Source organism: Bacillus sp. MMSF_3353, from assembly GCF_030733445.1.
In the GTDB taxonomy this organism is placed as follows: Bacteria; Bacillota; Bacilli; order Bacillales; family Bacillaceae_G; genus Bacillus_A; species Bacillus_A wiedmannii.
Genome location: NZ_JASHJA010000004.1, coordinates 210,460 through 235,912, shown reverse-complemented (window position 1 = coordinate 235,912; position 25,453 = coordinate 210,460). Strand labels below are relative to the sequence as shown.

General features: G+C 35.1%; 27 protein-coding genes and 1 pseudogene. 20 read left to right on the top strand and 8 right to left on the bottom strand.

Annotated elements, in window-relative coordinates; all coding sequences use genetic code 11:
* Positions 1 to 2 precede the first annotated feature (2 nt).
* Positions 3 to 902, top strand: coding sequence for a PhzF family phenazine biosynthesis isomerase (locus RBB48_RS12095; RefSeq protein WP_306007693.1), 900 nt, complete (start codon positions 3 to 5; stop codon positions 900 to 902).
* An 82-nt stretch (positions 903 to 984) separates the two neighbouring features.
* On the opposite strand, the gene RBB48_RS12090 is transcribed toward RBB48_RS12095, so the two are convergent.
* A complete protein-coding gene (locus RBB48_RS12090) occupies positions 985 to 1,194 on the bottom strand; it encodes a hypothetical protein (RefSeq protein ID WP_044443258.1) in 210 nt (69 codons plus the stop codon).
* Between the two features lie 176 nt (positions 1,195 to 1,370).
* On the opposite strand from RBB48_RS12090, the gene RBB48_RS12085 reads away from it, so the two are divergent.
* The 17 genes and pseudogenes from RBB48_RS12085 to RBB48_RS12005 all read left to right on the top strand — a co-directional run bounded on the left by RBB48_RS12085 (position 1,371) and on the right by RBB48_RS12005 (position 17,207).
* Positions 1,371 to 2,210, top strand: a complete 840-nt coding sequence (locus tag RBB48_RS12085; RefSeq protein ID WP_306007692.1) for a phosphotransferase — start codon at positions 1,371 to 1,373, stop codon at positions 2,208 to 2,210.
* A gap of 27 nt (positions 2,211 to 2,237) precedes the next feature.
* Positions 2,238 to 2,798 carry a DUF7010 family protein gene (locus RBB48_RS12080; RefSeq protein ID WP_088609549.1) on the top strand — a complete coding sequence of 187 codons (561 nt, stop codon included), beginning with the start codon at positions 2,238 to 2,240 and terminating at the stop codon, positions 2,796 to 2,798.
* Positions 2,799 to 2,823: 25 nt separating this feature from the next.
* Positions 2,824 to 3,648 carry an MBL fold metallo-hydrolase gene (locus RBB48_RS12075; protein WP_088609548.1) on the top strand — a complete coding sequence of 275 codons (825 nt, stop codon included), beginning with the start codon at positions 2,824 to 2,826 and terminating at the stop codon, positions 3,646 to 3,648.
* A 16-nt stretch (positions 3,649 to 3,664) separates the two neighbouring features.
* Positions 3,665 to 4,231: an SGNH/GDSL hydrolase family protein gene (locus RBB48_RS12070; RefSeq protein WP_306007691.1), complete on the top strand. Its 567-nt coding sequence runs from the start codon at positions 3,665 to 3,667 to the stop codon at positions 4,229 to 4,231.
* 358 nt (positions 4,232 to 4,589) lie between these two features.
* Positions 4,590 to 4,985, top strand: a complete 396-nt coding sequence (gene spxA, locus RBB48_RS12065) for a transcriptional regulator SpxA (RefSeq protein WP_306007690.1) — start codon at positions 4,590 to 4,592, stop codon at positions 4,983 to 4,985.
* A gap of 30 nt (positions 4,986 to 5,015) precedes the next feature.
* Complete coding sequence (locus tag RBB48_RS12060) at positions 5,016 to 5,150, top strand: BA3454 family stress response protein (RefSeq protein ID WP_000573513.1); 135 nt, start codon at positions 5,016 to 5,018, stop codon at positions 5,148 to 5,150.
* A gap of 194 nt (positions 5,151 to 5,344) precedes the next feature.
* On the top strand, positions 5,345 to 5,758 hold the full coding sequence (gene saiR, locus RBB48_RS12055) for an Rrf2-family transcriptional regulator SaiR (protein ID WP_001083471.1): 414 nt from the start codon (positions 5,345 to 5,347) through the stop codon (positions 5,756 to 5,758).
* A 124-nt stretch (positions 5,759 to 5,882) separates the two neighbouring features.
* Positions 5,883 to 6,218, top strand: coding sequence for an IDEAL domain-containing protein (locus RBB48_RS12050; protein ID WP_000987459.1), 336 nt, complete (start codon positions 5,883 to 5,885; stop codon positions 6,216 to 6,218).
* A 94-nt stretch (positions 6,219 to 6,312) separates the two neighbouring features.
* Positions 6,313 to 6,995: pseudogene (locus RBB48_RS12045) on the top strand (DUF3888 domain-containing protein).
* A 1,017-nt stretch (positions 6,996 to 8,012) separates the two neighbouring features.
* On the top strand, positions 8,013 to 9,332 hold the full coding sequence (locus tag RBB48_RS12040) for an aromatic amino acid transport family protein (protein ID WP_046954708.1): 1,320 nt from the start codon (positions 8,013 to 8,015) through the stop codon (positions 9,330 to 9,332).
* Between the two features lie 107 nt (positions 9,333 to 9,439).
* A complete protein-coding gene (locus RBB48_RS12035; RefSeq protein ID WP_306007760.1) occupies positions 9,440 to 9,862 on the top strand; it encodes an STAS/SEC14 domain-containing protein in 423 nt (140 codons plus the stop codon).
* Positions 9,863 to 10,080: 218 nt separating this feature from the next.
* The gene (locus RBB48_RS12030; protein WP_170968437.1) at positions 10,081 to 10,590 is read left to right on the top strand and encodes a heme-degrading domain-containing protein; all 510 of its coding nucleotides are present in this window, start codon (positions 10,081 to 10,083) and stop codon (positions 10,588 to 10,590) included.
* A 389-nt stretch (positions 10,591 to 10,979) separates the two neighbouring features.
* Positions 10,980 to 12,464, top strand: a complete 1,485-nt coding sequence (gene zwf, locus RBB48_RS12025) for a glucose-6-phosphate dehydrogenase (RefSeq protein ID WP_060487784.1) — start codon at positions 10,980 to 10,982, stop codon at positions 12,462 to 12,464.
* Positions 12,465 to 12,587: 123 nt separating this feature from the next.
* Positions 12,588 to 13,481, top strand: coding sequence for a phosphogluconate dehydrogenase (NAD(+)-dependent, decarboxylating) (gene gnd, locus RBB48_RS12020; RefSeq protein ID WP_088609547.1), 894 nt, complete (start codon positions 12,588 to 12,590; stop codon positions 13,479 to 13,481).
* A 51-nt stretch (positions 13,482 to 13,532) separates the two neighbouring features.
* A complete protein-coding gene (gene fsa, locus RBB48_RS12015; protein ID WP_048546534.1) occupies positions 13,533 to 14,201 on the top strand; it encodes a fructose-6-phosphate aldolase in 669 nt (222 codons plus the stop codon).
* A gap of 267 nt (positions 14,202 to 14,468) precedes the next feature.
* On the top strand, positions 14,469 to 16,010 hold the full coding sequence (gene gntK, locus RBB48_RS12010) for a gluconokinase (RefSeq protein WP_306007759.1): 1,542 nt from the start codon (positions 14,469 to 14,471) through the stop codon (positions 16,008 to 16,010).
* Between the two features lie 135 nt (positions 16,011 to 16,145).
* Positions 16,146 to 17,207, top strand: a complete 1,062-nt coding sequence (locus tag RBB48_RS12005; protein WP_306007758.1) for a lactonase family protein — start codon at positions 16,146 to 16,148, stop codon at positions 17,205 to 17,207.
* A gap of 68 nt (positions 17,208 to 17,275) precedes the next feature.
* On the opposite strand, the gene RBB48_RS12000 is transcribed toward RBB48_RS12005, so the two are convergent.
* On the bottom strand, positions 17,276 to 17,452 hold the full coding sequence (locus RBB48_RS12000; RefSeq protein ID WP_306007689.1) for a DUF1272 domain-containing protein: 177 nt from the start codon (positions 17,450 to 17,452) through the stop codon (positions 17,276 to 17,278).
* Positions 17,453 to 17,647: 195 nt separating this feature from the next.
* Between RBB48_RS12000 and RBB48_RS11995 the strand changes: the two genes are divergently transcribed.
* Positions 17,648 to 18,469, top strand: a complete 822-nt coding sequence (locus RBB48_RS11995) for a pentapeptide repeat-containing protein (RefSeq protein ID WP_306007688.1) — start codon at positions 17,648 to 17,650, stop codon at positions 18,467 to 18,469.
* A 43-nt stretch (positions 18,470 to 18,512) separates the two neighbouring features.
* Here RBB48_RS11995 and RBB48_RS11990 read toward each other — a convergent pair whose 3' ends face one another.
* Positions 18,513 to 19,397, bottom strand: a complete 885-nt coding sequence (locus tag RBB48_RS11990; RefSeq protein WP_306007687.1) for a DMT family transporter — start codon at positions 19,395 to 19,397, stop codon at positions 18,513 to 18,515.
* A 327-nt stretch (positions 19,398 to 19,724) separates the two neighbouring features.
* Here RBB48_RS11990 and RBB48_RS11985 point away from each other — a divergent pair, with 327 nt between their 5' ends.
* Positions 19,725 to 20,510: a glycosyltransferase family 2 protein gene (locus RBB48_RS11985; RefSeq protein ID WP_306007757.1), complete on the top strand. Its 786-nt coding sequence runs from the start codon at positions 19,725 to 19,727 to the stop codon at positions 20,508 to 20,510.
* On the opposite strand, the gene RBB48_RS11980 is transcribed toward RBB48_RS11985, so the two are convergent.
* The 5 genes from RBB48_RS11980 to RBB48_RS11960 form a co-directional block, all read right to left on the bottom strand.
* Positions 20,479 to 21,402 carry an NAD-dependent epimerase/dehydratase family protein gene (locus RBB48_RS11980; protein WP_048546522.1) on the bottom strand — a complete coding sequence of 308 codons (924 nt, stop codon included), beginning with the start codon at positions 21,400 to 21,402 and terminating at the stop codon, positions 20,479 to 20,481. The genes RBB48_RS11985 and RBB48_RS11980 overlap by 32 nt on opposite strands.
* Positions 21,399 to 22,622, bottom strand: coding sequence for a class I SAM-dependent methyltransferase (locus RBB48_RS11975; RefSeq protein ID WP_306007686.1), 1,224 nt, complete (start codon positions 22,620 to 22,622; stop codon positions 21,399 to 21,401). The genes RBB48_RS11980 and RBB48_RS11975 overlap by 4 nt, the downstream gene beginning before the upstream one ends.
* A 12-nt stretch (positions 22,623 to 22,634) precedes the next feature.
* Complete coding sequence (rfbG, locus tag RBB48_RS11970) at positions 22,635 to 23,690, bottom strand: CDP-glucose 4,6-dehydratase (protein WP_048546516.1); 1,056 nt, start codon at positions 23,688 to 23,690, stop codon at positions 22,635 to 22,637.
* 1 nt (position 23,691) lies between these two features.
* Positions 23,692 to 24,459: a glucose-1-phosphate cytidylyltransferase gene (gene rfbF / locus RBB48_RS11965; RefSeq protein ID WP_306007685.1), complete on the bottom strand. Its 768-nt coding sequence runs from the start codon at positions 24,457 to 24,459 to the stop codon at positions 23,692 to 23,694.
* Positions 24,460 to 24,573: 114 nt separating this feature from the next.
* Positions 24,574 to 25,368, bottom strand: coding sequence for a glycosyltransferase family 2 protein (locus RBB48_RS11960; RefSeq protein ID WP_048546514.1), 795 nt, complete (start codon positions 25,366 to 25,368; stop codon positions 24,574 to 24,576).
* Between the last annotated feature and the right edge of the window lie 85 nt (positions 25,369 to 25,453).

Genomic DNA, 25,453 nt, shown 5'->3' with positions numbered 1-25,453 from the left:
AAATGAAGACTATAAAGGTATTTCATTACGAGGCATTTACGAATAAACCAAATATGGGGAATCCAGCAGGTGTTGTATTAGAGGCGGATGGATTAACAGCAGGGGAAATGCAGCGTATTGCTGAAAAAGTTGGATTTAACGAAACGTCTTTCGTTCTTTCTTCAAAAGTAGCAGATTTAAAGGTTCGCTATTTTACCCCTCGTTTTGAAATGGATTTATGTGGTCATGGAACAGTTGGAACAATATTTGCCTTGTGTGAAAGAGGTTTATTAGAAGAGAAAACAAGTTTTACGATTGAAACGAAGGCAGGGGTTTTAGCAATACAAATAGATGTAAATGAAAAGGGAGAAACCTTTATTAAAATGAGGCAGGCTACACCTCAGTTTAAAGAATTTGCATGTTCAAAAGAAGAATTAGCTCATAGCATTGGTTTGGACGTAAATGATTTAGATGTAAGTTTACCGATTGTATATGGAAGTACAGGAAACTGGACTGTAATTGTACCGGTTAAAAATCTAGATGTATGTGAGAGAATGAAGCCTAACAATGAGATGTTTCCATCGGTATTAAAAGAAATACCTAACGCTTCTATTCATCCAGTTTGCTTAGAAACTTATGATGAACAGGCACAAATGCATGGGCGTCATTTCTCATCGGCTTATGCTGGAACGATTGAAGATCCAGTGACAGGAATAACTTCAGGTGTAATGGGAGCGTACTATGCGATGTATTTGGAGAAAGGTTTTGACCATAAAATGGAATTAATCGTTGAACAAGGACAGGAAATGAATAAAGATGGCCGTGTAACGGTATATGTAACGAAAGATGTAGAAAATGAGAAATTACAAATAGATATTGCTGGAACAGCGGTGTATGTGAAAGAGTTTAAAGTTTCAATATAAAGTGAAACTTTAATCAGTGGGGGTCTTACTGCCCGTTAATGTGGGATAAAAAAAGAAAGCCCGGAATACATCCAGACTTTCATTATCTGTTCAACACTTCAATATACGAAGCATCTCCAGTTGTTCTTAAAGCAGAGCGGAAATTGTTGTTTTCTAACGTTTTAGCGACTTGTTGTAATTGCTGTGCATCATCATGATGGATAAGTAAGCTGTCAGCACCGCTTTCTTCTATATGAATGTGTTCGACACTTCCAATGGCATCATGTACTGCTTTTAAAAATTCAGGTTTCATATTGTCCTCCTAATATGTATGTAACGTTGTTGTTAGTATTTCCTTATTTTTGAAATATAAAAGTAAATGAATTTTTGTTATATTAAGATTTTGGAAGGGGTTTCCTATTCGTTTGTCAAATAATAGTAAAGTTGTCTTTTGAATTGGGGGGATCTTCGAAATTAAAGGGTGAGAGAATGGACATTTCAATAATTGCTGCACAACTAGTTAAAGAGAAAGTTATTTCACATGCTCCAAATAGCGTAAAAGCGTTGAACGGAGGAACGAAAAGTACTGTATATTTGTTGGACGAAAAATATGTAGTAAAGCTGAATGAAGCGGAAGTAATACGTGAAGAAGCTAATTTTCTTTCTTTTTATGAGGGGAATACTTTATTTTCAAAGCTTTTGTATAAGGAACCTTTACATACATATTTCGTGTATTCTTTCCTGGAAGGTAATACTTCGTGTAAACAAGGATATAAACGAAGTACGCTTCGTACACTTGTAAAAGAAGTTATCAATAAGTATAAAATGGTTCCAGAGGCAGAAGGCTGGGGATGGAAAGAAGGTCCGGTTCAATCTTGGAATGAATTTTTAACTGCAAATGTGATGGAAGCTTATGAAAATGTAAGATGTTACATAAGTGAAGAAGAATATAGAACGGTTCTTAAACTAGCAAATAGGGAAGCCGGAGTAAATCAACCCTTTTTATTACATGGTGGTTTCGGATTTCATAATTTTATATTCCGGCAGAATAAGTTACATGGAGTAATTGATCCGTTACCAGTCCTTGGAGATCCTTTATATGATTTAATTTATGCGTTCTGTTCAACTCCTGAAGATGTAACAAAAGAAGCAATTGATTTTGCGATGAAGCAATGTGTATTTCATAAAAAAGAACGAGATTTATACGAGGAGATAGTCATAGGATTATATTTGCGTATAGATACATGTTTAAGACAACACCCGAAAGATTTAGAAGATTACTTAGTAGCTTGGCGTTATTGGATGGACGAAATTGAGCCGGCTTTATAGTACAAATAGTTTGGGGGAGATAGTGAAATGAACATTCTAGAAGCAAAAAGAGATTTAGCACAAAGAACGAAAAGAGGATTTCCAGTTATAATAGCTGGTATTTTATTTTGGATTGTAGCAAGTGTAACGGGTATTCTTCTTTCAGAAAAACAAGTTGTGTGGGTGTATTTAATTGGTATGGGTTGTGTATTTCCTTTTGGCTTAATTATAGCTGCTATATTGAAAATTGATATGTTTGCGAAAGGAAATCCGCTAGGAACTTTAGCTGGATTAATTGGCGGGATAAATGTATTAAATATTCCGTTTGTATTACTTGCCTATTTTCAATTTCCAGAGTGGCTACCTTTTGTAGTAGCGATGTTAATAGGGGTTCATTTTGTACCGTACGTATGGATTTATGAAAGTAAAAGTTATGGTTTATTGTCAGTAGGGACTGTGCTCGTAACATCAGTTTGCGGGAATCTTTTTGCAGACAATGGATTTACTGCCATTCCATTGGCAGTTACAGTTGTCTACTTACTGACTCTAATCGGTTTATTAATTGAAAATAAAAAATTAGATCATTATCAACAAAAATCAGCTTCATAAAAATATAGGGATAGGGGGAATTATTATGAAAAATTTCGTTTGTACAACGTGCGGCGTACAGTATGCAGCGAGTGTCGAAGAACCGGTAAGTTGTGTTATTTGTGATGAGGAGAGACAATATGTGAATCCGAAAGGACAGTCTTGGACGACTTTAGAAAACTTGCAATCGAGTGGTACATATAAAAATGAAATGATAGAAGAAGAAAATGGGCTTTATAGTATTACGACAAAACCGACATTTGCAATTGGTCAAACGGGATATGTAGTAAAAACGGAAGCGTATCGATTACTATGGGATTGTATTACTTATTTAGATGAAACGACAATTGAGAAGATAAAGGAGTGGGGCGGGTTAGATGCGATAGCGCTATCTCATCCTCATTATTATTCAACGCAAGTAGAATGGGCAGAAACGTTTGATGTACCAATCTATATACATGAAGACGATAAAGAGTGGGTAGTACGCCCGAGTAGTCGTATTATTTATTGGTCTGGCGAGTCTTTACAATTAGCGGACGGAATTACTATTCATCGTCTCGGAGGACATTTTAGCGGCGGTTCTGTATTACATTGGGAAGAAGGAAATGGTGGGAAAGGTATTTTATTAACAGGTGATATTATTCAAGTCGTAGCGGATCAGCAGTGGGTGAGCTTCATGTACAGCTATCCAAACTTAATTCCATTACCGGCGAGAAAAGTGGAGGAAATGGCGAATCGAGTGAAGCCGTTACAATTTAATCGTTTATATAATGCTTTTCACCGAGTAGTGAAAGAGAATGCAAATGAGGCAGTGGAACGTTCTGCTGAAAGATATATTAAGGCGGTAGAAGGAAAGTTGTTTCGTACGTAAAAGGAGAGTTAGCTCTATGAAAACGTTAGTATGCTTTGGTGATAGTGTTACAGCTGATGAAACGTTTTTTGATGGAACACCGAGGTTAACACCGCGGTTGCGGGAGATGTTTCCAAATTGGAAGGTGGTAAATGCGGGGGTTCCGGGTGATAATACGTTCGATGCGTTACATAGGATTGAAGAGGATGTACTATCACATAAACCAGACTTTGTAACAGTTTTTCTTGGTACGAATGATTCGGTATTATTCGATCCAGTACCATTACAAGTATACAAAGATAATTTAGGGAAGATTGTAAGTATGATTTCACCAGAAAAGATATTACTTATTAGTCCTGCGCCAGTTGATGAAGAACGTCAGCATAATAGAACAAATAAAGTACTTGGTCAGTATGCAGACGTAGTAGAGGAAGTGGCGAAGGAAACAGGAAGTTATTTTTTAAATTTATATGTTGAAATGATTCAAGAGCCTCATTATAAAAGATTAGTAGAAGATGATGAAAAAGACGGTGTGCATTTTGGTCGACAAGGTTATGAATATGTAGCGGAGTTAATTGGTAAAAAGTTAAAAGGGATTTTGTAAGAAGCAAAGTGTGCGCGCTTTGCTTTTTTTGTCCGCGTATTTCCTCCTACAATGTTGCTGTGTTCAATGCAGTAGCTTTTATTATGCTAAACATGTCGGGAAGAAATAAATAAAGTGGAATATAATTTATTTCGCTAATGGAATGCATCCAAGACTTAACAGTTGATTAATAGAACTGTAAAGTTTAAAATTACAGTATAGTTTTTAGAAGTGAGTTGCTATTGTTTGTAAAAAACAGATAAATTAAATATTCTCGAATAAAAAATATAACGTGTATTTCATTCTAAACTGTAATTTTTTTTAATACATTTCAATAATCTATATAATAATTTAAAAAGTAAAGGAGTGTGTGTAAAATATGGTGATTTTATATACGACAACAAGCTGTAGTTCGTGCCGAAAAGCAAAAGCATGGCTTGAAGAACATCAAATTGATTATACCGAAAAAAATATCGTATCAAATTCGCTTACAGTTGATGAACTTAAATCCATTCTTCGTTTAACTGAAGATGGTGCTACCGAAATTATTTCAACTAGATCTAAAACTTTTCAGGAATTAAATATAAATATTGAGGCGCTTTCGCTTAATGAGTTTTATAAATTAATAATTGAGTATCCTCAAATGTTACGTCGTCCAATTATGCTGGACGAAAAAAGATTACAGGTTGGTTTTAACGAGGAAGAAATTCGCAAATTTTTACCGCGTAGCGTTCGAACATTTTTGAATATTGAATTGCAAAAAATGGCTAATTAATAAGTAATATTTTGAAAGGAGGAAATAGAAGTGATTGAAGTATGTGTTACAGTTAATTATAAAGATAGAAACTATCACACAAATGTTATTGTGAGTAAAGATACGATTTGGACAAAAATTAAACAATTGGCAGAAGAACAAGTTAAGAAACAGTGGACTGTTTAAATTTATTTGCAACTTAAAAAGCTACATGAAGTTAGGAGATATAGGGGAGTTCTGATAGAATATAAAGGGATTTATTTTTTCATGCTAAGCATGATTCTTATATATTTTAACGTTTGACTAACCTATCTGTAATATTTATGGCTACAGTATGTTACTAAGCGAGAAATCATATTTTTTATCGTAGGAGGACAACGATGAACAGCGACTTTACCTTGGCCATTCACAGTTTAACTTATTTAGCTTTACAGCCAGATCGGATGTCAACAAGTAATGCTATTTCAGAAAGTGCAGGTGTTCATCCAGTACGCATTCGCAAAGTGCTAAGTTTGTTAAAAAAACATAAGTTTATACAATCAAAAGAGGGAACTGGTGGAGGTTTTATTTTTGCCCGTGATTTAAGTGAAATTAATCTTTGGAATATGTATCAAATAACCTCTGAAGGTGCATTGCAGCCGAAGTGTCCAGAATCAAATGATCAGTGTATTGTAGGTTCGAACATGCGGAAAGTTCTTTTTGCTATTTTCTTAGGTGCGGAAGAACATCTAGGTGAATATTTAAAGAATTATACAATGAAAGAAGTTGTTGACCTTATTAATCAAGAACGTTAAGCGGCTTAATTATTATGTAGCCGTGAGTTCTTAAAAAACAACTGTAATAAAAAGAATTACAGTTAAAGTTAGTTTTTATATCTTTTTTATCGTTACAAAAAATATTTATAAGAAGGTGAAAAGTATGATGTCAAATAATAATCATGTTTTAAAAGTGGGAGATTGGGTTCGTGGAATATCAAATGAGGGTGAATTCATAGTTGGTTACATTGTATCACTTGATGAAGTGGAAGATGTAGTTACAGTTAGCATTGTGAAACGTGACGACAAGTACACAATGAACGAAGCGATTTTACTCTTTAGTAAACACGTTAACAAACTCCCTGAATCAAAAGTAATAAATAAGGAGCAAATCCTTTATCTTATAGACCTTGCATTATTAACAGGGGATGAAGAATGGTTTATTGAGCTCTCTGCAAAATTAAACTTGATAAAAGAGCTAGTTAATGAGGGGTTTTAAAGATTACATTATTCGTATTTAATAGGTTTAATGGTGTAATAATCAATAATATCATCTCTTTTGTTGCATTTTAATAAAAGAGGTGATTGATGGTATGAAAATAAAAATAATTAGCATCATATATCTTCTGAGTTTTTTATTACCCTGTATTTCTGCTCAAGCAATTGGAAAAAGTGAAAATGAAATCAACGAATATTTTGACATAGATTTAACTGGTTATGAACTTTATTCGTTTGGTGACTTTAATCAAATAGGTTATAAGATAACGCCGCTTACTCAACTGTTTTTAGGTATAGTTCAAACAGAAGGTGAATGGATTGATGAACCACGATTATATATTAAGGGGACTAAAGGTTATTTTCATCTTTGGAAAGAGGATGGTACGAATGTTCTTTATACCGTTGAACAGAAAAGTGGTTTTTGGAAAATTATAAATGTAAATAGAAAAAGGATTAACAGAATCCCTGTACCAAAAAAAATTTAAAAGAAGTAGTAATTAATCTTTTATTAGAACCAATAAGTAAAGAAGTTGAAAAATATTATAAGGAACCGAAGCTTTGGTACCGGGGTTCTGAAAAAATTGTTGAAATAACAAAAGACGAAGCAAATTATATTTTCTATGTAACTGTGCAAATTCAAACTTTTGAAGGGGCACACAATCCGCCTTATGGAGAGGACACAATTACTTTTCGTATAAAAGGAAATGAAATAAAACCCATTCAATACAAACATAGAAATATCCCTGAAGAAGATTTGAAAAAACTAAAATTAAGATGACATTGAAGTGATTCGTTTGCCTACACCTAACAATGATAATGATGTAAATAAGCTGTCCATATATGGGCAGCTTATTTTATTTTTTCGTTTAGCGAAGATTTTTGCGAAATGTTAGCGGTTCTCTTATTGTCATCAAGTTAAAATATGTATTTTCCTAAAAATGTATATGAATGCAATATTGATAATATATAACCTAAAAATTGGTTTATGCATTTAAAAAGAAATTTCTTTTTAACCACGTTAATTATTTATTAGAATATCTTTTTTAAATCAAAATAAAATTTTTAGATAAAGAAGAATATAAAAATTTTTAAAATGAGTATCTTGAATAAACAATATTTTACTGTGTTTTTTGCTGATTAATTCCGTTATAAGCGATAGGAACAAGGGTTGCATGCTAACTGTAAATTATTATCCATGTAAAATTATATCCATTGAATATTTCTGAAAATATAAAAATATTAATTTTATAAATATACACGTTATAATGAGGGCGTCGAGAGAAATTTTATGATCTCTGGAGAAAATATAAAAAATGCGATTAATAGAAAGAAAGGCGTGTGATTAGAGGCGAAATGTATGTAAAGTGCTTCAGTAGCTTGTGTAATCAATACCATAAATGCTGCCGAAGTTATGAAAGTGATGTATAGAATTGAGAAAGAAATGCCTCATAAATGAAGAGAGGCTGGTTTATCTAAAATTACTGTTACAAGTAAGTAAGAGAAACCATTAAAGTAACACACTGTTATTAGAAATGTTGCAACGTATTTATGAAGTCTATTCAATATTGTTCTCTTAAGCGGTCTTTATATAAAGAGTGGATAGTACGAGTAAACTTTTTTGTGAACGCTAACATTTATGTTAGGACGCTAACTAGCGAATGTTTCAATTTGGATTCATTATGATGAAGGACATACAATGTGGGGCAACTTGTAAGGAATTTATTTTCCGAAAAAAGGGAATGTTCGTTAGCTATAAAGAGATACGCAAGAATAGGATACAAGGGGGAGTTATTATATGAACGGGAATACTGCAAAGAAAATAGAAGTTCAAGCTGAAAATATCGCACTAGAAAATGAGCAATATGCAGATCCGAAAAAGTGGCATAAGCAGGATACTACATGGGCATTGAGCCTATTTGGAACTGCAATTGGAGCAGGGGTGCTCTTTTTACCGATTAATGCAGGTTCAGGTGGTTTATTATCATTACTACTAATTACATTGCTTGCATATCCAGTTATGTATTACTCACATAGGGCACTTGCTAAAATGATATACGCTTCTAATTCTGCTGATGAGGGGATCACAGGTACAATTAGAGAGTATTTCGGAAATAAAGCAAGTATCATTTTTAACATCGTATATTTCGGTTCAATTTATACAATCGTGCTAATGTATTCGGTTGCGCTTACAAATACTGCAAGTAGTTTTATCGTGCATCAATTGCACATGCCAGAGCCTCCAAGGGCTATTTTATCACTTGTATTAGTTCTTGGTCTTATCGCTATACTGAATTTTGGTCAAGATATTACCGTAAAGATCATGAGTATGCTAGTGTATCCTTTCATAGCTTCTCTACTTTTTATCGCAATATCTTTAATTCCACAGTGGAATACGTCAATGCTTAGCTTTTCAGCTGTTTCTACTGCTTCAACAGGAACAGGATATTTTGGAACGATACTGTTGATTCTACCAATCATCGTATTCTCATTTAATCATTCACCTATGATTTCATCATTTGTTGTAAAACAGAGAGCTACGTATGGAATAGAAGCTACTGATGCTAAATGTGCGCAAATACAAAAAGTTTGTTATATCATGACATTCGCTGTAGTTATGTTCTTCGTTTGGAGTAGTACATTAAGCTTGACTCCAGAGGATTTAAAAATGGCAAAAGAGCAAAACTTATCAATCCTTTCATATCTTGCTAATGAGCTTAATTCACCTGTAATTACGATTGCAGCTCCAATCATTGCTTTTGTGGCTATTACAAAATCTTTCCTTGGCCATTATATCGGAGCATTTGAAGTAATGCGTGACATGATTATTAAGTTCGGTAAATCACGTGGAAAAGTTATTGAAGAAAAAACAATTAAAACAATCGTCCTTACTTTTGTTGTATTATCATGCTGGTTTGTTGCTTATACAAATCCAAGTATTCTTGGACTTATTGATTCTCTAAGCGGTCCATTAGTTGCTGCTATCTTATGTCTATTACCGATGTATGCGATTCAAAAAGTACCAGTACTAGCTAAATACAAAGGGAAAATGAGTAACGTATTTGTTATTATTGTAGGTGTACTTACTGTTTTAGCAAGTATTAAATCATTATTCTAATTCACGATTGTTAGTTCTAATGCAAAATAGAACGATTTTGGGACAGGTTTCTCCGTTTGGAGAGTCTGTCCCTTTTTAATGCGTTACAGTTTGATCTTATTGATTTTATGAGGGATTCACGCATAATGGTAAGTAAGGGAGATGATTTCAGATTGAGTAAACTGAATATTAGTACAACGGTTTCCGGAGATATAATTGTTACTCGTCTTATAGGCAAGATTAAAACAGATGATGTTTATGAATGGTTTAATGGCTTCGAGCAAGTTTGTCAGCAATTCATTTCCGAAGGGCGGAAATACAAATTGTTGATCGATAGAAAAGGATACATACCAGATCACTTTTCTGTTCAAAAAGCATGGAAAGAGAAATTTTTCAATGAAACGATTTTGAAACACAGTAAGGCAATGGCTTTTCTTCTTGAAGAAGGAGAGATACTGAATTATTTACAACAATCTAATACAAAAAAATCTGTAAAATTTTTCGATGATTATGAACAAGCATTCCTTTGGTTGAATGAATATCCTAGATAAAACTTTTAGTGAACCAGTTGCTTAAGCAACTGGTTTTTTTATGCTTGTAAGTAGTAGCTGGAAGAAAACTTCTATACGAAATGTTTAGCGCTAGAGGACATACATTTTTAGTGCGTTAAATATAATTCATAATAGCAACAAGAAGAAAAGAATACGCTTTACGTTATTAGTTATATGGAAAGTCCGTACGGTAGGGTCGCATAATTTTAAAAATAGCAATGTGGCATAAAGTGAGTAAGGGGGATAAACATATGAGTACTTCAAATTTGAATGAAATAAGTAAACAAATTTTAATAGAGGAGGAAACACTTCAATTTTCCTCTTTTACAAATGAAGATGCACTGCAGATAGGTTTATTTATCGTTGAAACAGCGAAAAAGGAAGGGAAATTGATTGCTGTTGATATAGCGAAAAATGGTGTGCAATTATTTCATTTCAAGATGACGGGGACAACTGAGGAAAATACGAAATGGATTGAGCGTAAAAAACGAGTTGTTTCTTTGCACAATCATAGCTCGTATTATATGCAAATACAAAGTGAAATAACGGGTGTTCCATATAATGAAAAGTATCTTTTAGATAGGTCGGATTATGCTGCGTTTGGTGGTTGCGTTCCTGTGCAAATAAAAGATGTAGGAGTTATTGGAATGATAACAGTTTCAGGGTTACCACCAGAAGAAGATCATGAATTAGTTATAAGGGCAGTTAAAAATCATTTAAAGCAATAATAAAAAGGAAAAACCGAACAAGAATATGTTCGGTTTTTCCTTTTTATTATTCAGTTCATGAACATATTTTTAATAAGATGTTACGAAATGAAAAATCTTTAATTCAAGACACTTTCCTTGACGATAATAATCTATGTAGTTAATATGATAGACATAAAATAACCTAATTATTTTTTGTAATTTAGTTATTTTATATAAGTATAACTGAGTAAGTAGGATGTGGGGAAAATGCTTTGAATTGCCACTATTAATATTGGGGACAATTAGAAAGCGACAAATATAAAAAATTAGAAGTTAAGAAGTAAGATTGGATCAACAATAATAGTAGCTTCTGTACAATGCATTCTTACTATATTGGCAATGACTATACATCACGAGGAGGACTGAAATTGGAATCGATGACCTTTGTTTTATTTGGAGCGACAGGGGATTTAGCGAAAAGGAAAATTTACCCCGCGCTATATAACTTATATAGAGATCAAAAGCTTCCAAAGCCAATATCTGTTATCGGGCTTGGAAGACGTGAAGTATCTCATTTAGATTTTCAAAAAAGAGTAAAAGAATCCATAGAAACTTTTTCTCGTCGCAGAGAAGAAGGTACTCCGAAAATAGAAGATTTTTTAGAGTATTTTCGTTATTGTCCGTTAGATGTGAATAAGCCAGAAGATTATAAAAGGTTATTACAAGTAGTTCATGAAAGGGAAGAAGAACAAAATATACAAGGGAATAGAATGTTCTACCTTTCAGTTACTCCTGACTTCTTTGAGACCATTGCTTTAAATATTAAAGAAAGTGGACTTGATAAAACAGATGGATGGAAGCGTCTAATGATTGAGAAACCGTTTGGTCATGATCTTACATCTGCCCGAGAGCTGAATGATAAGCTTAGTCGAACGTTTGAAGAAGACGAAATATACCGTATTGATCATTATTTAGGTAAACCGATGGTTCAAAATATTGAAGCACTTGAATTTGCAAATCCTGTTCTTCAATCGATTTGGAATAAAGAACATATAGCGAATGTACAAATAACAGCTAGTGAAACGGTTGGGGTAGAAGAAAGGGCAGCATATTATGATCATGCAGGAGCCATTCGCGATATGGTTCAAAATCATATGCTGCAAATATTAATGATGACTGCTATGAATCTGCCGGAAAAGATTAATGCATGTGAAATTCGTGAGGAAAAACGAAAAGTGATGGAGACTCTTCGTAAAGTGAAAAAAGAAGACGTTCAGAACCATATCATTCGCGGACAATATGCTTCAGGGGAGATAAAAGGACAACAAGTTGTGGCGTATAGAGAGGAGCCAGGAGTAAATCCTTCTTCTCAAACAGATACATTTGTTGCGGCTCGCTTATGGATTGATAACCCATTTTGGACTGATGTTCCTTTTTACATACGAACAGGAAAAAGAATGAAAGAAAAGTCTACTCGTATTGTAATTGAGTTTAAAAATACATTAAAACAGCAGTATCAAGATAGTAATCCAAATGCAGCGCCTAATTTGTTAATCATTGAAATTAGCCCAAATGAAAATGTTTCACTCCAATTAAATAGTAAAAATCCATTGAACAATGGAGAGCTTGAACCGATCCGTATTCATTTTACTTGTGAGCAAACAGGTGTGGGAATACCTGAAGCTTACGAAAGGCTTATCTATGATGCTGTATGTGGAGATTCTACATTCTTTGCACACTGGAGAGAAGTTGAATTGTCATGGGAATGGGTGCAGCCAATACTTGAAGCATTCGAAGAAAACTTGTTACCACTTCATGAATATAAGTCGGGTTCGTATGGTCCAGATGCTGCGAATGCTCTATTACAAGAAAGTGAGTTTAAATGGTGGTTAGATGAGGAATTGAAAAAATAAGTACATTCTTACATGAAGGTATTTCATACGTTTCTTTATATGTAAAACAATATGACAAAAAGATATTCATCATTTTATTAACATGTATTTATGATGAAAGGTAATTCAAGGAGGAATTATATTATGAGAGTAGGATTAATTGGTTTAGGTAAAATGGGATTAAATTTAGGGAAGAATTTAATGGATCATAAACATGAAGTAGCTGCATTCGATTTAAATACGAGTGCGGTGGAAGAAATGAAAGAGTATGGTGCTACAGGTACGTCTAGTTTAAACGAACTTGTGCAATCATTGGAATCACCAAGAATTCTTTGGGTAATGGTTCCGCACGCTGTTGTTGATTCTGTTATTAATGAGATCACTCCGCTTTTATCAAAAGGAGATATTTTAATTGAAGCTGGTAATTCACATTATAAAGAGTCTATTCGCCGATATGAGCAACTAAAGAAAGATGGCATTCACTTTATGGATGCAGGAACTTCTGGCGGAATGGAAGGTGCGCGTAATGGAGCTTGTTACATGATCGGAGGAGATCAAGAAGCTTGGGACATCGTTGAACCTATCTTCCGTGATACAGCTGTAGAAAATGGATTCTTATATGCAGGAAAAGCTGGTAGCGGTCACTTCTTAAAAATGATTCATAACGGAATTGAATACGGAATGATGGCTGCTATTGGTGAAGGGTTTGAGGTTTTAGAGAAGAGTGAATTTGATTACGATTATGAAAAAGTATCAAGAGTATGGAACAACGGTTCAGTCATTCGTTCATGGTTAATGGAATTGACTGAAAACGCATTTTCTAAAGATGCAAAATTGGATGAAATTAAGGGTGTTATGCATTCTTCTGGTGAAGGAAAATGGACAGTAGAAACAGCATTAGACCTTCAAACAGCAACTCCTGTTATCGCAATGTCTCTATTAATGCGCTACCGCTCATTAGACAATGATACATTTACAGGAAAAGTTGTAGCAGCACTGCGTAATGAGTTTGGTGGACATGCAGTAGAAAAGAAATAAATATCTTAAAATTATAACTCGTTAACGTTTAAAAAATGGAGGGAATGAATTATGAAGTTTTTTATTGATACTGCAAATCTTGAGGACATAAAAAAAGCATATAAACTTGGAGTTTTAGCCGGCGTTACAACGAATCCTTCTTTAGTAGCGAAAGAGGGCATTAAGTTTGAAGACCGTATTGCAGAAATTTGTCAGGCAGTGCCTAAAGTTGAATCTGTTTCGGCAGAAGTAACTCCAGATGTTGTTGCAGCTGAAGAAATGATCGCACAAGCAGAAGAACTGATTAAAATTAACGGTGGCGATAAAAACATCACGATAAAACTTCCAATGACGCTAGCAGGATTAGAAGCTTGTCGTTACCTTACTGAAAAAGGTGTGAAAACGAACGTTACCCTTATTTTCACTGTGAACCAAGCCCTTTTAGCTGCTAGAGCAGGTGCAACCTATGTTTCACCATTTTTAGGTCGCCTAGATGATATTTCTGAAGATGGCGTACTATTAGTTGCTAAAATAGCTGAATTGTTCGATATTCATCAATTAGATACACAAATTATTGCGGCTTCTGTTAGACATCCAGACCATGTCACTCGTGTAGCAATGGCAGGTGCTCACATTGCAACAATTCCTTATAAAGTCATTGAACAACTTGCTATGCACCCATTAACAGACCAAGGTATTGAGAAGTTTGCTGCGGATTGGGCGAAGGCGCCTAAGTTATAAGGAAGTAAAGTTTACACAAATTGCTTTTTCACGAGAGGACCAATCTCTATGTAACTTCATCCTTTAAAATAAATCTCGAGCTTGGTACCTTATTACGTAAAAGCAGCGATATGAAAAGACACCATGCATTTTCAAAACAGCACAATGGTTATAAAAAGGATCCCCTTATGAGAGTGAAGTTTATGAAAACGTAGCTCTCATAAGGGAGCGTCTTTTTGTAGACACCATGGTGCTCTTTTGTTATAGGAATGATTTGAAAGGGGTTACATAGTGAGTTCGAAATATATGATTGGTGTAGATATTGGGACAACTAGTACAAAAGCAGTTTTGTTTTCGATCGATGGATCTGTTATTGCAAGTCATGGGATTGAATATCCTTTGTATACTCCCGCACCAGAAACAGCGGAACAAGATCCAGAAGAGATTTTTCAAGCGGTCATACATACGATTAAAGAAACTATACAATCAAGTAATGTACAGCCAGTTGATATTCTTTGTGTTTCTTTTAGTTCGGCAATGCATAGCGTCATTGCTGTAGACGAAGCAGGGAAGCCGTTAACGAGATGTATTACTTGGGCAGATAATAGAAGCGCAAGTTGGGCAGAAAAAATAAAGAATGATATGAATGGTCATGAAATTTACCTTCGTACTGGAACACCAACCCATCCTATGTCACCACTTTCGAAATTAGTTTGGCTTAAAAATGAACATGCTGATTTATTTGCAAAAAGCTATAAATTCATTTCTATTAAAGAATATGTTTTCTATAAGTTATTTAAGGAATATGTGATTGATTATTCTATAGCATCAGCAACAGGAATGTTCAATTTGAAATCTTTAAAATGGGATGAAGAAGCTCTTCGTGTTGCAGGAATTTCGGAGGGAAAGCTTTCTAAACTCGTTCCAACTACGCACACCTTAATAGGATTAGATGAAGAATTTGCAAGAGAGATGAATGTACTTGTTACTACTCCTTTTATAATAGGAGCGAGTGATGGAGTACTATCGAATTTAGGTGTGAATGCAATAAAACCTGGAGTAGTTGCTATTACAATTGGTACGAGCGGTGCAGTGCGAGTTGTCACAAATCATCCTGTAACGGATCCGAAGGGTAGGACTTTTTGCTATGCGTTAACTGAGGACCTTTGGGTAATTGGTGGACCGGTGAATAATGGTGGTATGATTTTTAGGTGGGTTCGTGACCAATTATGTGCGTTAGAAGTTGAGCATGGGAAGCGCTTAGGAAAAGATCCTTATGAATTGCTTACTGAAATAGCAGCAAAAGTTAATCCTGGATCTGATGGTTTATTATTTCATCCGTATTTAGCAGGAGAAAGAGCTCCTTTATGGAATGCGAATACGCGGGGGTCTTTCTTTGGGCTTGGACTACATCATAAGAAAGAGCATCTTATCCGTGCTGTTTTAGAGGGAATCATTTATAACTTGTATACAGTTCTTCTTGCTTTAAAAGAGCTAATTGGCGAACCGAAAAAAATTCAAGCGACAGGTGGCTTTGCAAGATCGGAACTTTGGAGACAGATGATGGCAGATATTTTTCATCAAGACGTATACGTTCCTGAAAGTTTCGAAAGCTCTTGTCTAGGAGCAGCTATCCTCGGTTTATATAGTTTAGGTGAAATAAATACATTACATGTAGTTTCTAATATGGTAGGTGCCAATTTTTATCATGAGCCAAACATGGAAAGTGTGGAGAAATATAAAGAATTAATACCGATCTATATTCGTTTGGCCCGTCACTTGGAAGAAGAATATGAAAGTATAGCAGCTTTTCAGAAAAAATGGGTTTAGAGGCTATTTGGCAGAAAAATATGGTAACTTAAAAGAGGTACTCCGATTTTTTAGGATATTCTTTCAATCAAAAATAGTTTTATGAACTTGGTAAGAAGTATGATGAACAAAAACTATAGGGAGAGGGTTATGAAAATGACGGATAACAAAGAGTTTATTGGATATGTTGGAACGTACACGAAAGAAAATAGTGAAGGGATATATACTTTTACTTTAAATACGGAAGCACAAAAAGTTAGTAATGTAACGCTTGCGGCTAAGCTGGATAACCCTACATATGTAACGATTAGTAAAAATAATCAATATCTCTATTCTGTTGTTAAGGAAGGCGAAGCTGGTGGTGTAGCTGCTTATTCGATTAACAGTTATACAGGAGAGCTAACGGAACAAAACAGACAAGTAGTAGAAGGGGCTTCTCCTTGTCATATTAGTGTGGATAGTGAAAACGGTACGGTAGTTACAGCAAATTACCATAAAGGAACAATTGAGTCTTTCGTAGTTAATGAAGAAGATGGAACTGTAAATCCTGTTACATCGATTATGGCAAATGAAGGTTCTGGTCCAAATAAAGAAAGACAAGAAAAACCACATGCGCATTACGCGGGATATACTCCTGATGAAAAATATGTGGTGGGCGTTGATTTAGGAATTGATAAAATCATTACGTATGAAATAAAAGATAGTAAGTTAAAGGAAGTGAATAGCTTGTCTGTGAACCCAGGAAGTGGTCCTAGACATATTACTTTTCACCCGAACGGAAAGTATGCGTATGTAATGACTGAACTTAGTTCGGAAGTTATTGCATTATCATATAATCCGGAAGAAGGGTCCTTTACAGAGTTGCAGTATATTTCTACCGTTCCAAAAGAATTTGATGACAATAGTCAAGGAAGTGCGATTCATATTTCTTCTGACGGCCGCTTTGTATATGCAGGTAATCGCGGTCATAATAGTATCGCTGTTTTCAGTGTGGATCAAAATTCAGGTCAGCTTACATTTGTTGCACATACATCTACAGAAGGAAATTGGCCGAGGGACTTTGTATTAGATCCGACTGAAAAGTTTCTTGTTGTTACAAATGAAAAGTCACATAATCTTGTGCTATTTTCAAGAAATGAAACGACAGGTGAGTTAACATTGTTACAATCTGATGTTATTGTACCAGAGCCTGTTTGTGTGAAGTTTTTGAACGTTTAATTTGTGATTGGTAGAATTTCTATATATCCCAAAAACAGTAAAAAAGCAAAGCGATATCGCTTTGCTTTTTATTGTTTCTTTTTCGGTCTACGTACTAATTCGCCGCCGCAGTTTGGGCAAACGTTTTGTCTTTCTTCTGTACACGGTGCACAAAATGTACATTCATACACGCAAATGTAGGCTTCGGAATTTGATCCGAGAGATTGATCGCAAATTTGACAGTTTGTTTTCATTTCGAGTGCCATAGTAAGTCTCCTTTTAGTTTGAATATTTATAATTTAATTATAATTCATTAGATAGAAGCTGTCTTTTTCAATTGAAAGGAAATCGAATGATAAAGTTATGATTTGAAATGAAAGAAGCTCATTTATTTTTAAATTGATTATTTAATAAGGTTGGAATATTATGAAATAGTCAAAAGACAACAGGGGGTATATACTTTGACTAATCATAACGATCATTTAAAAGCAAACTGCGAAAAATGCTTCGGTTTATGTTGCGTGGCGTTAGCGTTCGCAGCATCGGTAGATTTTGCGGTGAATAAAGATGGCGGGAAGCCATGTTCTAACTTACAAACAGATTTTAAATGTAGCATACATAAAAATCTTAGAGGAAAAGGTTATAAAGGTTGTACAGTGTTTGAGTGTTTCGGGGCTGGGCAGAAGATTTCGCAAGTTACGTTTAACGGGATTGATTGGCGAAAAGATGCTAAGCATGCGAGAAAAATGTACGATGCTTTTCCAGTTATGCATCAGCTTCATGAAATACTGTGGTATTTGAATGAGGCGATTCTTTTACAGGCGACACAATCGATTCATAAAGAACTAAGTAAAGCAATTGAAGAGACGGAGCGCTTATCAAATTTAAATGCGGACGAGTTAATGAAAGTAAATATTCCATTACACCGTGCGGAAGTAAATGTGTTACTTTTAGAAACGAGTGAGCTAGTTTGGAAGGAAATGAATTCCGCGCGTAAGAAACGAATTAGTCACCGCGGAGCAGACCTTATGGGAGCAAATTTGAAGAAGAAAGATTTACAAGGAGCGAATTTAAGAGGAGCTTATTTAATTGCGGCTAACTTAAATGGAGCAGATTTAAGAGGAGCAGATCTTATCGGGGCAGATTTGCGAGATGCAGATATTCGCGGGGCGGATTTCACAAATAGTATTTTTCTGACGCAAGTTCAAATTAATGCAGCGAAAGGGGATAAACATACGAAATTACCGAAAGTGTTGTCCCGTCCATCGCATTGGAGTGCGTAAAGAATGTGGAACAGGCAGAGATTAAGAATCTCTGCCTATTTTTTCATTTCTTTTCAAAAGTAGTAATGAAAACACTACATATAATAAGAATACCACCAATAAAAAAGTTAATATTTAATGTCTCATTTAAGAGTAACCAACCAAGCAATGATCCGACGATAGGTTGGAAGAAGAAAAATAACGAGCCGATGCTTGCGTCCATTAATTCTAACCCTTTATTCCAAAGGAAAAAGGCACCTGCCGTTGAGACGACTCCTAAATATACTACGCCTAATATTACGTACGTATTTATTGTTTCGATAGAGGTTGATTGTAGTTCCCATATCATAAAAGGTGTAATGAAAAAGAGTGAAAAGAATATGGCGTACGTTGTAATAACTAAGGATGAAAATCGAGCTGAAGCAATCTTCACATAAATGGATAGTAAAGCCCACGTAATAGCGGCCCCGACTAATATGATTGTACCGATAAAATAGGAGCCAATTTCAATATCCCATCCGATTACGATAATTACACCGATTGTCGCTATGATAGTAGATAGCAGTCTACGAGCGGTTAGTTTTTCTTTTAAAATGATCACTGCAAATATAACCATAAATGCAGGTGTAGCTGATGTTACTAAAGAGCCTGTATGAGCGTCAGATAATTTTGTTCCGATAAATTGACAAGTAATCGAAATGAAATATCCGATAAATCCAATCCAGGCGAAGAGTAGCCAATCTTTTTTGTGAATGGTTACTTTTTTCTGTTGCTTTTTCTCAACTATTTTCAAAATGAAATATAAAACAACGAAAGCGATAATAAAGCGTAGCCAAACGAGTGTCAGTGGTGGGATAAAGTCGAGTACATATTTGCTAACAACATACATACCGCCCCATATACTAGCTGCTAGTGATAAACATATAGCTCCTAAAATTGTTTGTTTCATGTAAAGTACCTCCGTCTATTTTTAGGGTTTTATGAGTTCCCTAAGACGAGGCATAGTGTTAAGTGTTATATGAATGCCCGCCTTAGTTTATAGACGGCTTACAGGTTGATCGTTTTCGAATGAAGTGTTGTAGTACATGAGTGCATTCCTCCTTCATAATTTAATAAAGATATTATAACTTAATTTTCAGTTTATTGGGATGTTTCTTTAGAAAATGGTGGTTGTCTAAGAAAGCATAGTATATGGTAGAAAAACATATTTTAAAAATAAAAGAAACCAATTACATAACTGATAAGTATAGTAAGAGTAGGATGAAAAAGTAGATTAATAGAGAACGAGGAGGAGATTGTTATAACTACAACCGTTATTTCTCATTTTTACAATGAAGAGTATTTATTACCGTGGTGGCTTGCTCATCATACGAAACTGTTTGATCATGGCATTTTAATTAATAAAGGTTCAACAGATCGTTCGGTTGAAATTTGTAAAAAATTCGCACCACACTGGGAAGTACGAGATTCTGCAAATCCAGAATTTGATGTATTAGCGACAGATCATGAAGTGATGAGGATAGAACAAGAAGTAAAAGGATGGAAAATAATTTTAAATACGACCGAGTTTCTTTGTGTGCAAGATAAAAATCAGTTTTGGAAATCCCTGAATGAATTGGGAGGGAGGATGTATTGGCTGGAAGGGCTTATTATGGTCGATGATCTTAACTATAATTATCCGGACCTTAACTTTGGAATACCTTTAATGAAACAGCGATTTCATGGTTATTTACCAGAAGATTGGGCGTTATGGAGAAGAGGTAGATTTATTCATAATCATGAACACGGAAGTTATACGGTTGGGAGACATTTATCTGCACATGAATCTATGATTTATCCGCCACTTGCGTGTATTGCATGGTTTGGTTTCAGCCCTTGGAACGATGCGATGAGAAAGAGGAAATTACAAATTGGCCCGACTCTTTCTGAAGCTAGTAAGCATGGGGGAATGGGAACACATCATATTATTACACCTGAAAAATTAGAAGAATGGTATAAGGATTTAGCGAGAGGGACGAAGGATTTGCGTTTTAGTGGTGCGTATCGTTATGTTTTTTTATAAATGATTCCCACCATAAAATTGTTTCTTCGATCCCAGTATTTAGATCGTATGTTGGTTTCCAATTTACTTCAGTTTTTAAACGCTCTACATTAACGCCGACGAATAAAGGTTCATCTTTAGAGAAAGGAATCGTACCTAGTTTAATTAAATGTTCTTTTCCTAACTTTTTAGCAATGATAGAAGCTAATTCTTTAATTTGTACAGATTGACCAGAAGCGATATTGATTGTGCCTGTAACGCCATGTTCTAATACTGTTACGAGAGCATCAGCGACGTCGCTCACATGGAGGAAATCTCTTGATTGTTTTCCATGTGTACATAGTGCTTCCTCATTTTTTAATAAGGAAGTGATAATGTTAGAAACGAGCCGATTCCCTTGTTCGTGAGGGCCATACATATGAAAGATGCGGCCCCAACACATGCTGAGGCCGGTTTGCTCAGCGTACGTTTGTAGCCAAGAGTGTAGTGCGTTTTTACATAATGCATACGGTGTTTTATAGGAAAGAAGCGGTGAATCTTCAAATAGTACGCCGTTAAACCATTCGTACTCTGCGCCGGTGCCGGCAACAACGACTCGCTTTCCGCCGCATGTTGTGAAGTGCTGAATCAATGAGATGCTGGATGTAAGCCAATAGTAATTATTAATAGATACATAACAAGCTGGCGGCACTGCTTCCCAAGCTAAATGAATGAGATGACTAGGCTTCATGTCGTAAATGAGTTTTTTTACTTCTTCATCACAAAGTAAGTTTACTTTATGCCAGTGGCAAGGGATGTGAGAAGGCTTCTTTGTATGATAAGTGGCGTGCACCTCATAGCCCCTTTGTATAAGAGAATTTACAACATATTTACCAATCCATCCACTACCGCCTGTTACAAGAATTTTTTTCATGGCTCAATTACCTCAACTTCTGGAATGGTTACTAAAAATTTGCCGCCCCATTCACGAATGAAAGAGCATTCTTTCATAATTTCATCTTTCAAATTCCAAGGGAGTATGAGAATGTAATCAGGTTTTGTACGCTTAATTTCTTCTGGAGATTTTATTGGAATGCGTGTTCCTGGTAGTAGGAGATTTTGTTTGTGAGGGTTTTTATCTACTGTATAAGCTAAAAATTCTTTTCCTATTCCGCAATAATTTAAAAGGGTGTTTCCTTTAGCTGGTGCACCGTAACCAATAATTTGTTTGTTTAAAGCTTTTGCTTCGATAAAAAACTTTAAAATATTTATTTTCAATTGCTCGATGCGTTTAGAAAAAAGGAGATAACAATCTAATGTATTTAGCCCGTGATCTACTTCTTTTTCGATTAATTTTGTAACACTGGAATGGATAGTGGATTTGTCGCTATGATGTTTTACAAAAATACGTAAGGAACCACCGTGCGTTGCAAGCTCTTCTACATCGACAATTTGTAAATGATGATGAGCTAAAACTTTTTGAAGACTTATAAGTGAGAAATAGGAGAAGTGCTCATGGTAGATCGTATCAAACTGTTTAAAGGATATGAGATTTAATAAGTGCGGGAATTCAATTGTTATTGTTCCGTCTTGTTTTAATAACGTTTTTAAAGCAGCGACAAAATCATGTAAGTTCGGGACGTGTGCCAATACGTTATTTGCGATGATTAAATCAGCTTTTGGTAATTTTTTTGCAAAGTCATTGCTGAAAAAATTCACTTCAGTAGGAATTCCTTTTTGGATAGCGATTTCTGCTACATTTTTTGCTGGTTCAATTCCTAACGTTTCGATATTTTCTTTTTGAAAGTATTGTAATAAGTACCCGTCGTTACTCGCGATTTCAATCACTTTCGAATGATTGGTTAAGTTGAAACGCTTAATCGCCATTTCTACATATTGCTTAGCGTGTAGTAGCCAGCTTGATGAGTAAGAACTGAAGTATAAATAGTCATGAAAAATATTGTGAGGAGATTCAAATTCATCTAATTGTACGAGTAAACAAGAGGTACAGACAAACGTGTGCAGTGGATAGAATGGTTCCATTTTATATGAGTGTTCTGGATCTACAAATGAGTTAGCGAGAGGGGAAACACCTAAATCTAGAAAAGTATTTGTTAGTAATGAGTGGCAAAAACGGCATTTTTTCAGTTCCATTTTATAGCCCCCTTATAAATTTTTGAATGCATCGATTTGTTGGCGCGTGAAAGATTCCATATTTTCACCAGATGCATATTTCTTGTACCAATCAACAGTCCAAGCGATAGAGTGATCTGTTGATAACTTAGGAGTCCAACCGAGTTTATTTACTGCTTTTGTACTATCGAGTGTTAAAATAGGTGATTCATAAGGAGTGTTTGTATGAGGAGAAAGGATTGTTAGTGGTTTATTCCATAATTTCATTATAGATTGAATGACATTATGAACGGTTCTGTTAGGTTCATTTATCGGGCCGAAATTCCACGCCGCTGCAAATTCGGCGTCTTTCCAAAGTTTTTCAGCTAAAAGGATATAGCCATGTAAAGGATCTAATACGTGTTGCCACGGGCGGATAGCGTGTTTGTTTCTAATATTTAACGTAGCATCTTGTAAATATGCACGAATGACATCTGGGAATAATCGGTCTTTTGCCCAATCACCGCCGCCGATAACGTTACCTGCTCTTACTGAGGCAAGATTCTGAGTGTTAGTGCGGAAGAATGAGGTTTGATAGGAAGTCGCCACTAGTTCAGCACAAGCTTTACTAGCACTATAAGGATCGAAACCTCCTAATCGGTCACTTTCCACGAATGCACGGTTACCGCTCCCATCATTTTCATAGCATTTATCACTTGTAACATTAATGATGCCGCGTATACTTTCTATATGTTTTGCCGCTTCTAATACGTGAACAGTACCTAAAACATTCGTCTTAAATGTTTCGATAGGATTTTTGTATGAAGTGGTGACGATTGGCTGGGCAGCTAAATGAAATAGTATGTCAGGGTTATGATGTTTTAGGGCATGTAATAAAGAATCGTAATCTGTAATGTCGCCTTTAATTGTTATGCACTCTTTTGCTACGTTACATTGTTCAAAAAGGTTTGGAATGGATGGTGGATGAGAAGAATAGCCAATTACTTCTGCGCCTAAAGAAGTTAAAAAAAGGGTGAGCCATGAGCCTTTAAAGCCAGTATGTCCTGTAATAAATACTTTTTTCTTATTCCAAAAAGATGAAGAAGCCATATTACCAAACCTTCCACGGAGCGTTATTACTTTCCCATAGCTCGACTAATTTATTTTTATCGCGCAATGTATCCATCGGATGCCAAAAACCAGAATGTTGATATGCGGCTAGTTCATTTTTGTTTACTAACTGAACTAAAGTGTCTGTTTCAAAAACAGATTTATCTCCGCTAATGTAATTGAAAACATCAGGGTTTAAAACGAAAAATCCACCGTTAACCCATCCGCCATCCCCGAGTGGCTTCTCTTGAAAGGATGTGACAGACTGTTTATCTAATACGAGAGAACCGAATCTACCAGGAGGTTGTACGGCTGTAACAGTCGCCATTTTACCGTGTTTTTTATGAAATGCAATGAGTTCTTTTATATTTACATTACTTAATCCATCGCCATAAGTGAGGCAGAAAGGTTTATCCCCGACGTAATTTTGTATTTTTTTAACTCGTCCACCTGTTTCGGTATTTAGACCAGTATCAATTAATGTAACTTTCCATGGTTCAATGCGATGAGAGTGGTTCGTAATTGTATTGTCACTTAAATGTATCGTAAAATCGGACATGTGTAAGTTGTAATTTAGAAAGAATTCTTTAATTGCATATCCTTTATAGCCTAAGCAAATAATAAACTCAGTAATCCCGTAATGACTATACAAACTCATAATGTGCCATAAAATAGGCTTTGTTCCAATTTCAATCATAGGTTTTGGTTTTAAATGAGTTTCTTCCCCAATCCTTGTTCCATATCCACCTGCAAGAATAACAGCTTTCATTTTTTCCTCCTAAAATAAAAATTTATAATATATACAGTATTCATATGAAATACAAATGGTATGGTTTTTAGCTAAGTGCGTAAAAATGTGTGGAACATGATAGGGTGAGAAATGTTAAGGTTTGAATTTAGGGAATAATTGTTGATACTCAGGGTGATTACGTAGATCTTGTGTTATGTTACTAAGCTCTAAAAATCGAGTTTCGAGTTCCTCAGAGGACTGACCATAATGAGTTTGAAGGCCCATTTGAACACCCGTTTTTGAAAGAGTAGGTGTAATTTGTAATTTTCTTGCCTTTGTATGTTCGTTCCAAGGGCTAAAATAAAATTTTAAAATGAATGAAGGGGAGTTATAAACGATAGGTTGGTGCTGCGTAAAATGTCTGCCTGGTAAATATGCGCCGTTAAGATGGTTGTGTATAAATCTCCAGGCACAGCCGATTTCTGGTTTATAAGGAAAGAGCCCGTGATATCGTTGCTCTACTAACGGAATAGAATATCTTAGTTTTGAATAATTGTAATTATGCTTATCAATCATGACAATCATTCTAATTGCATACATATTTTGGCCTAACGTATGAAGTGATGAGAAAAACTCTTCTACATTGTTACAACAAAGAAATTCCGTAGTATTTAATACCATTTTCCAACCTGAAACCTCTCTTTCAATTTCCATCACCTCAATATCAGTATTAGTGGGATCGAAATCAAGGAATCTTGAATTTCGTACTTCCCAGTTGGGAGCAAATAATTTACAAATTTCAACAGAACGATCTGTAGAACCTCTATTAATTAATATGCCGTGATCAAATATTTTTGTATGATGCATAAGCCACCATGGTAATAAATACTCCTCGTTATAAAAGTGAGAGATAATTGTCCTAGTGATTTTAATCTCCTCCAGTTGCATAAATAATGATTTTATTTCAATATTATTATCATATGTTTTGAATTAAGGAAGGTTGAAAGGAATGTGTGATTCCATTTTTATATTT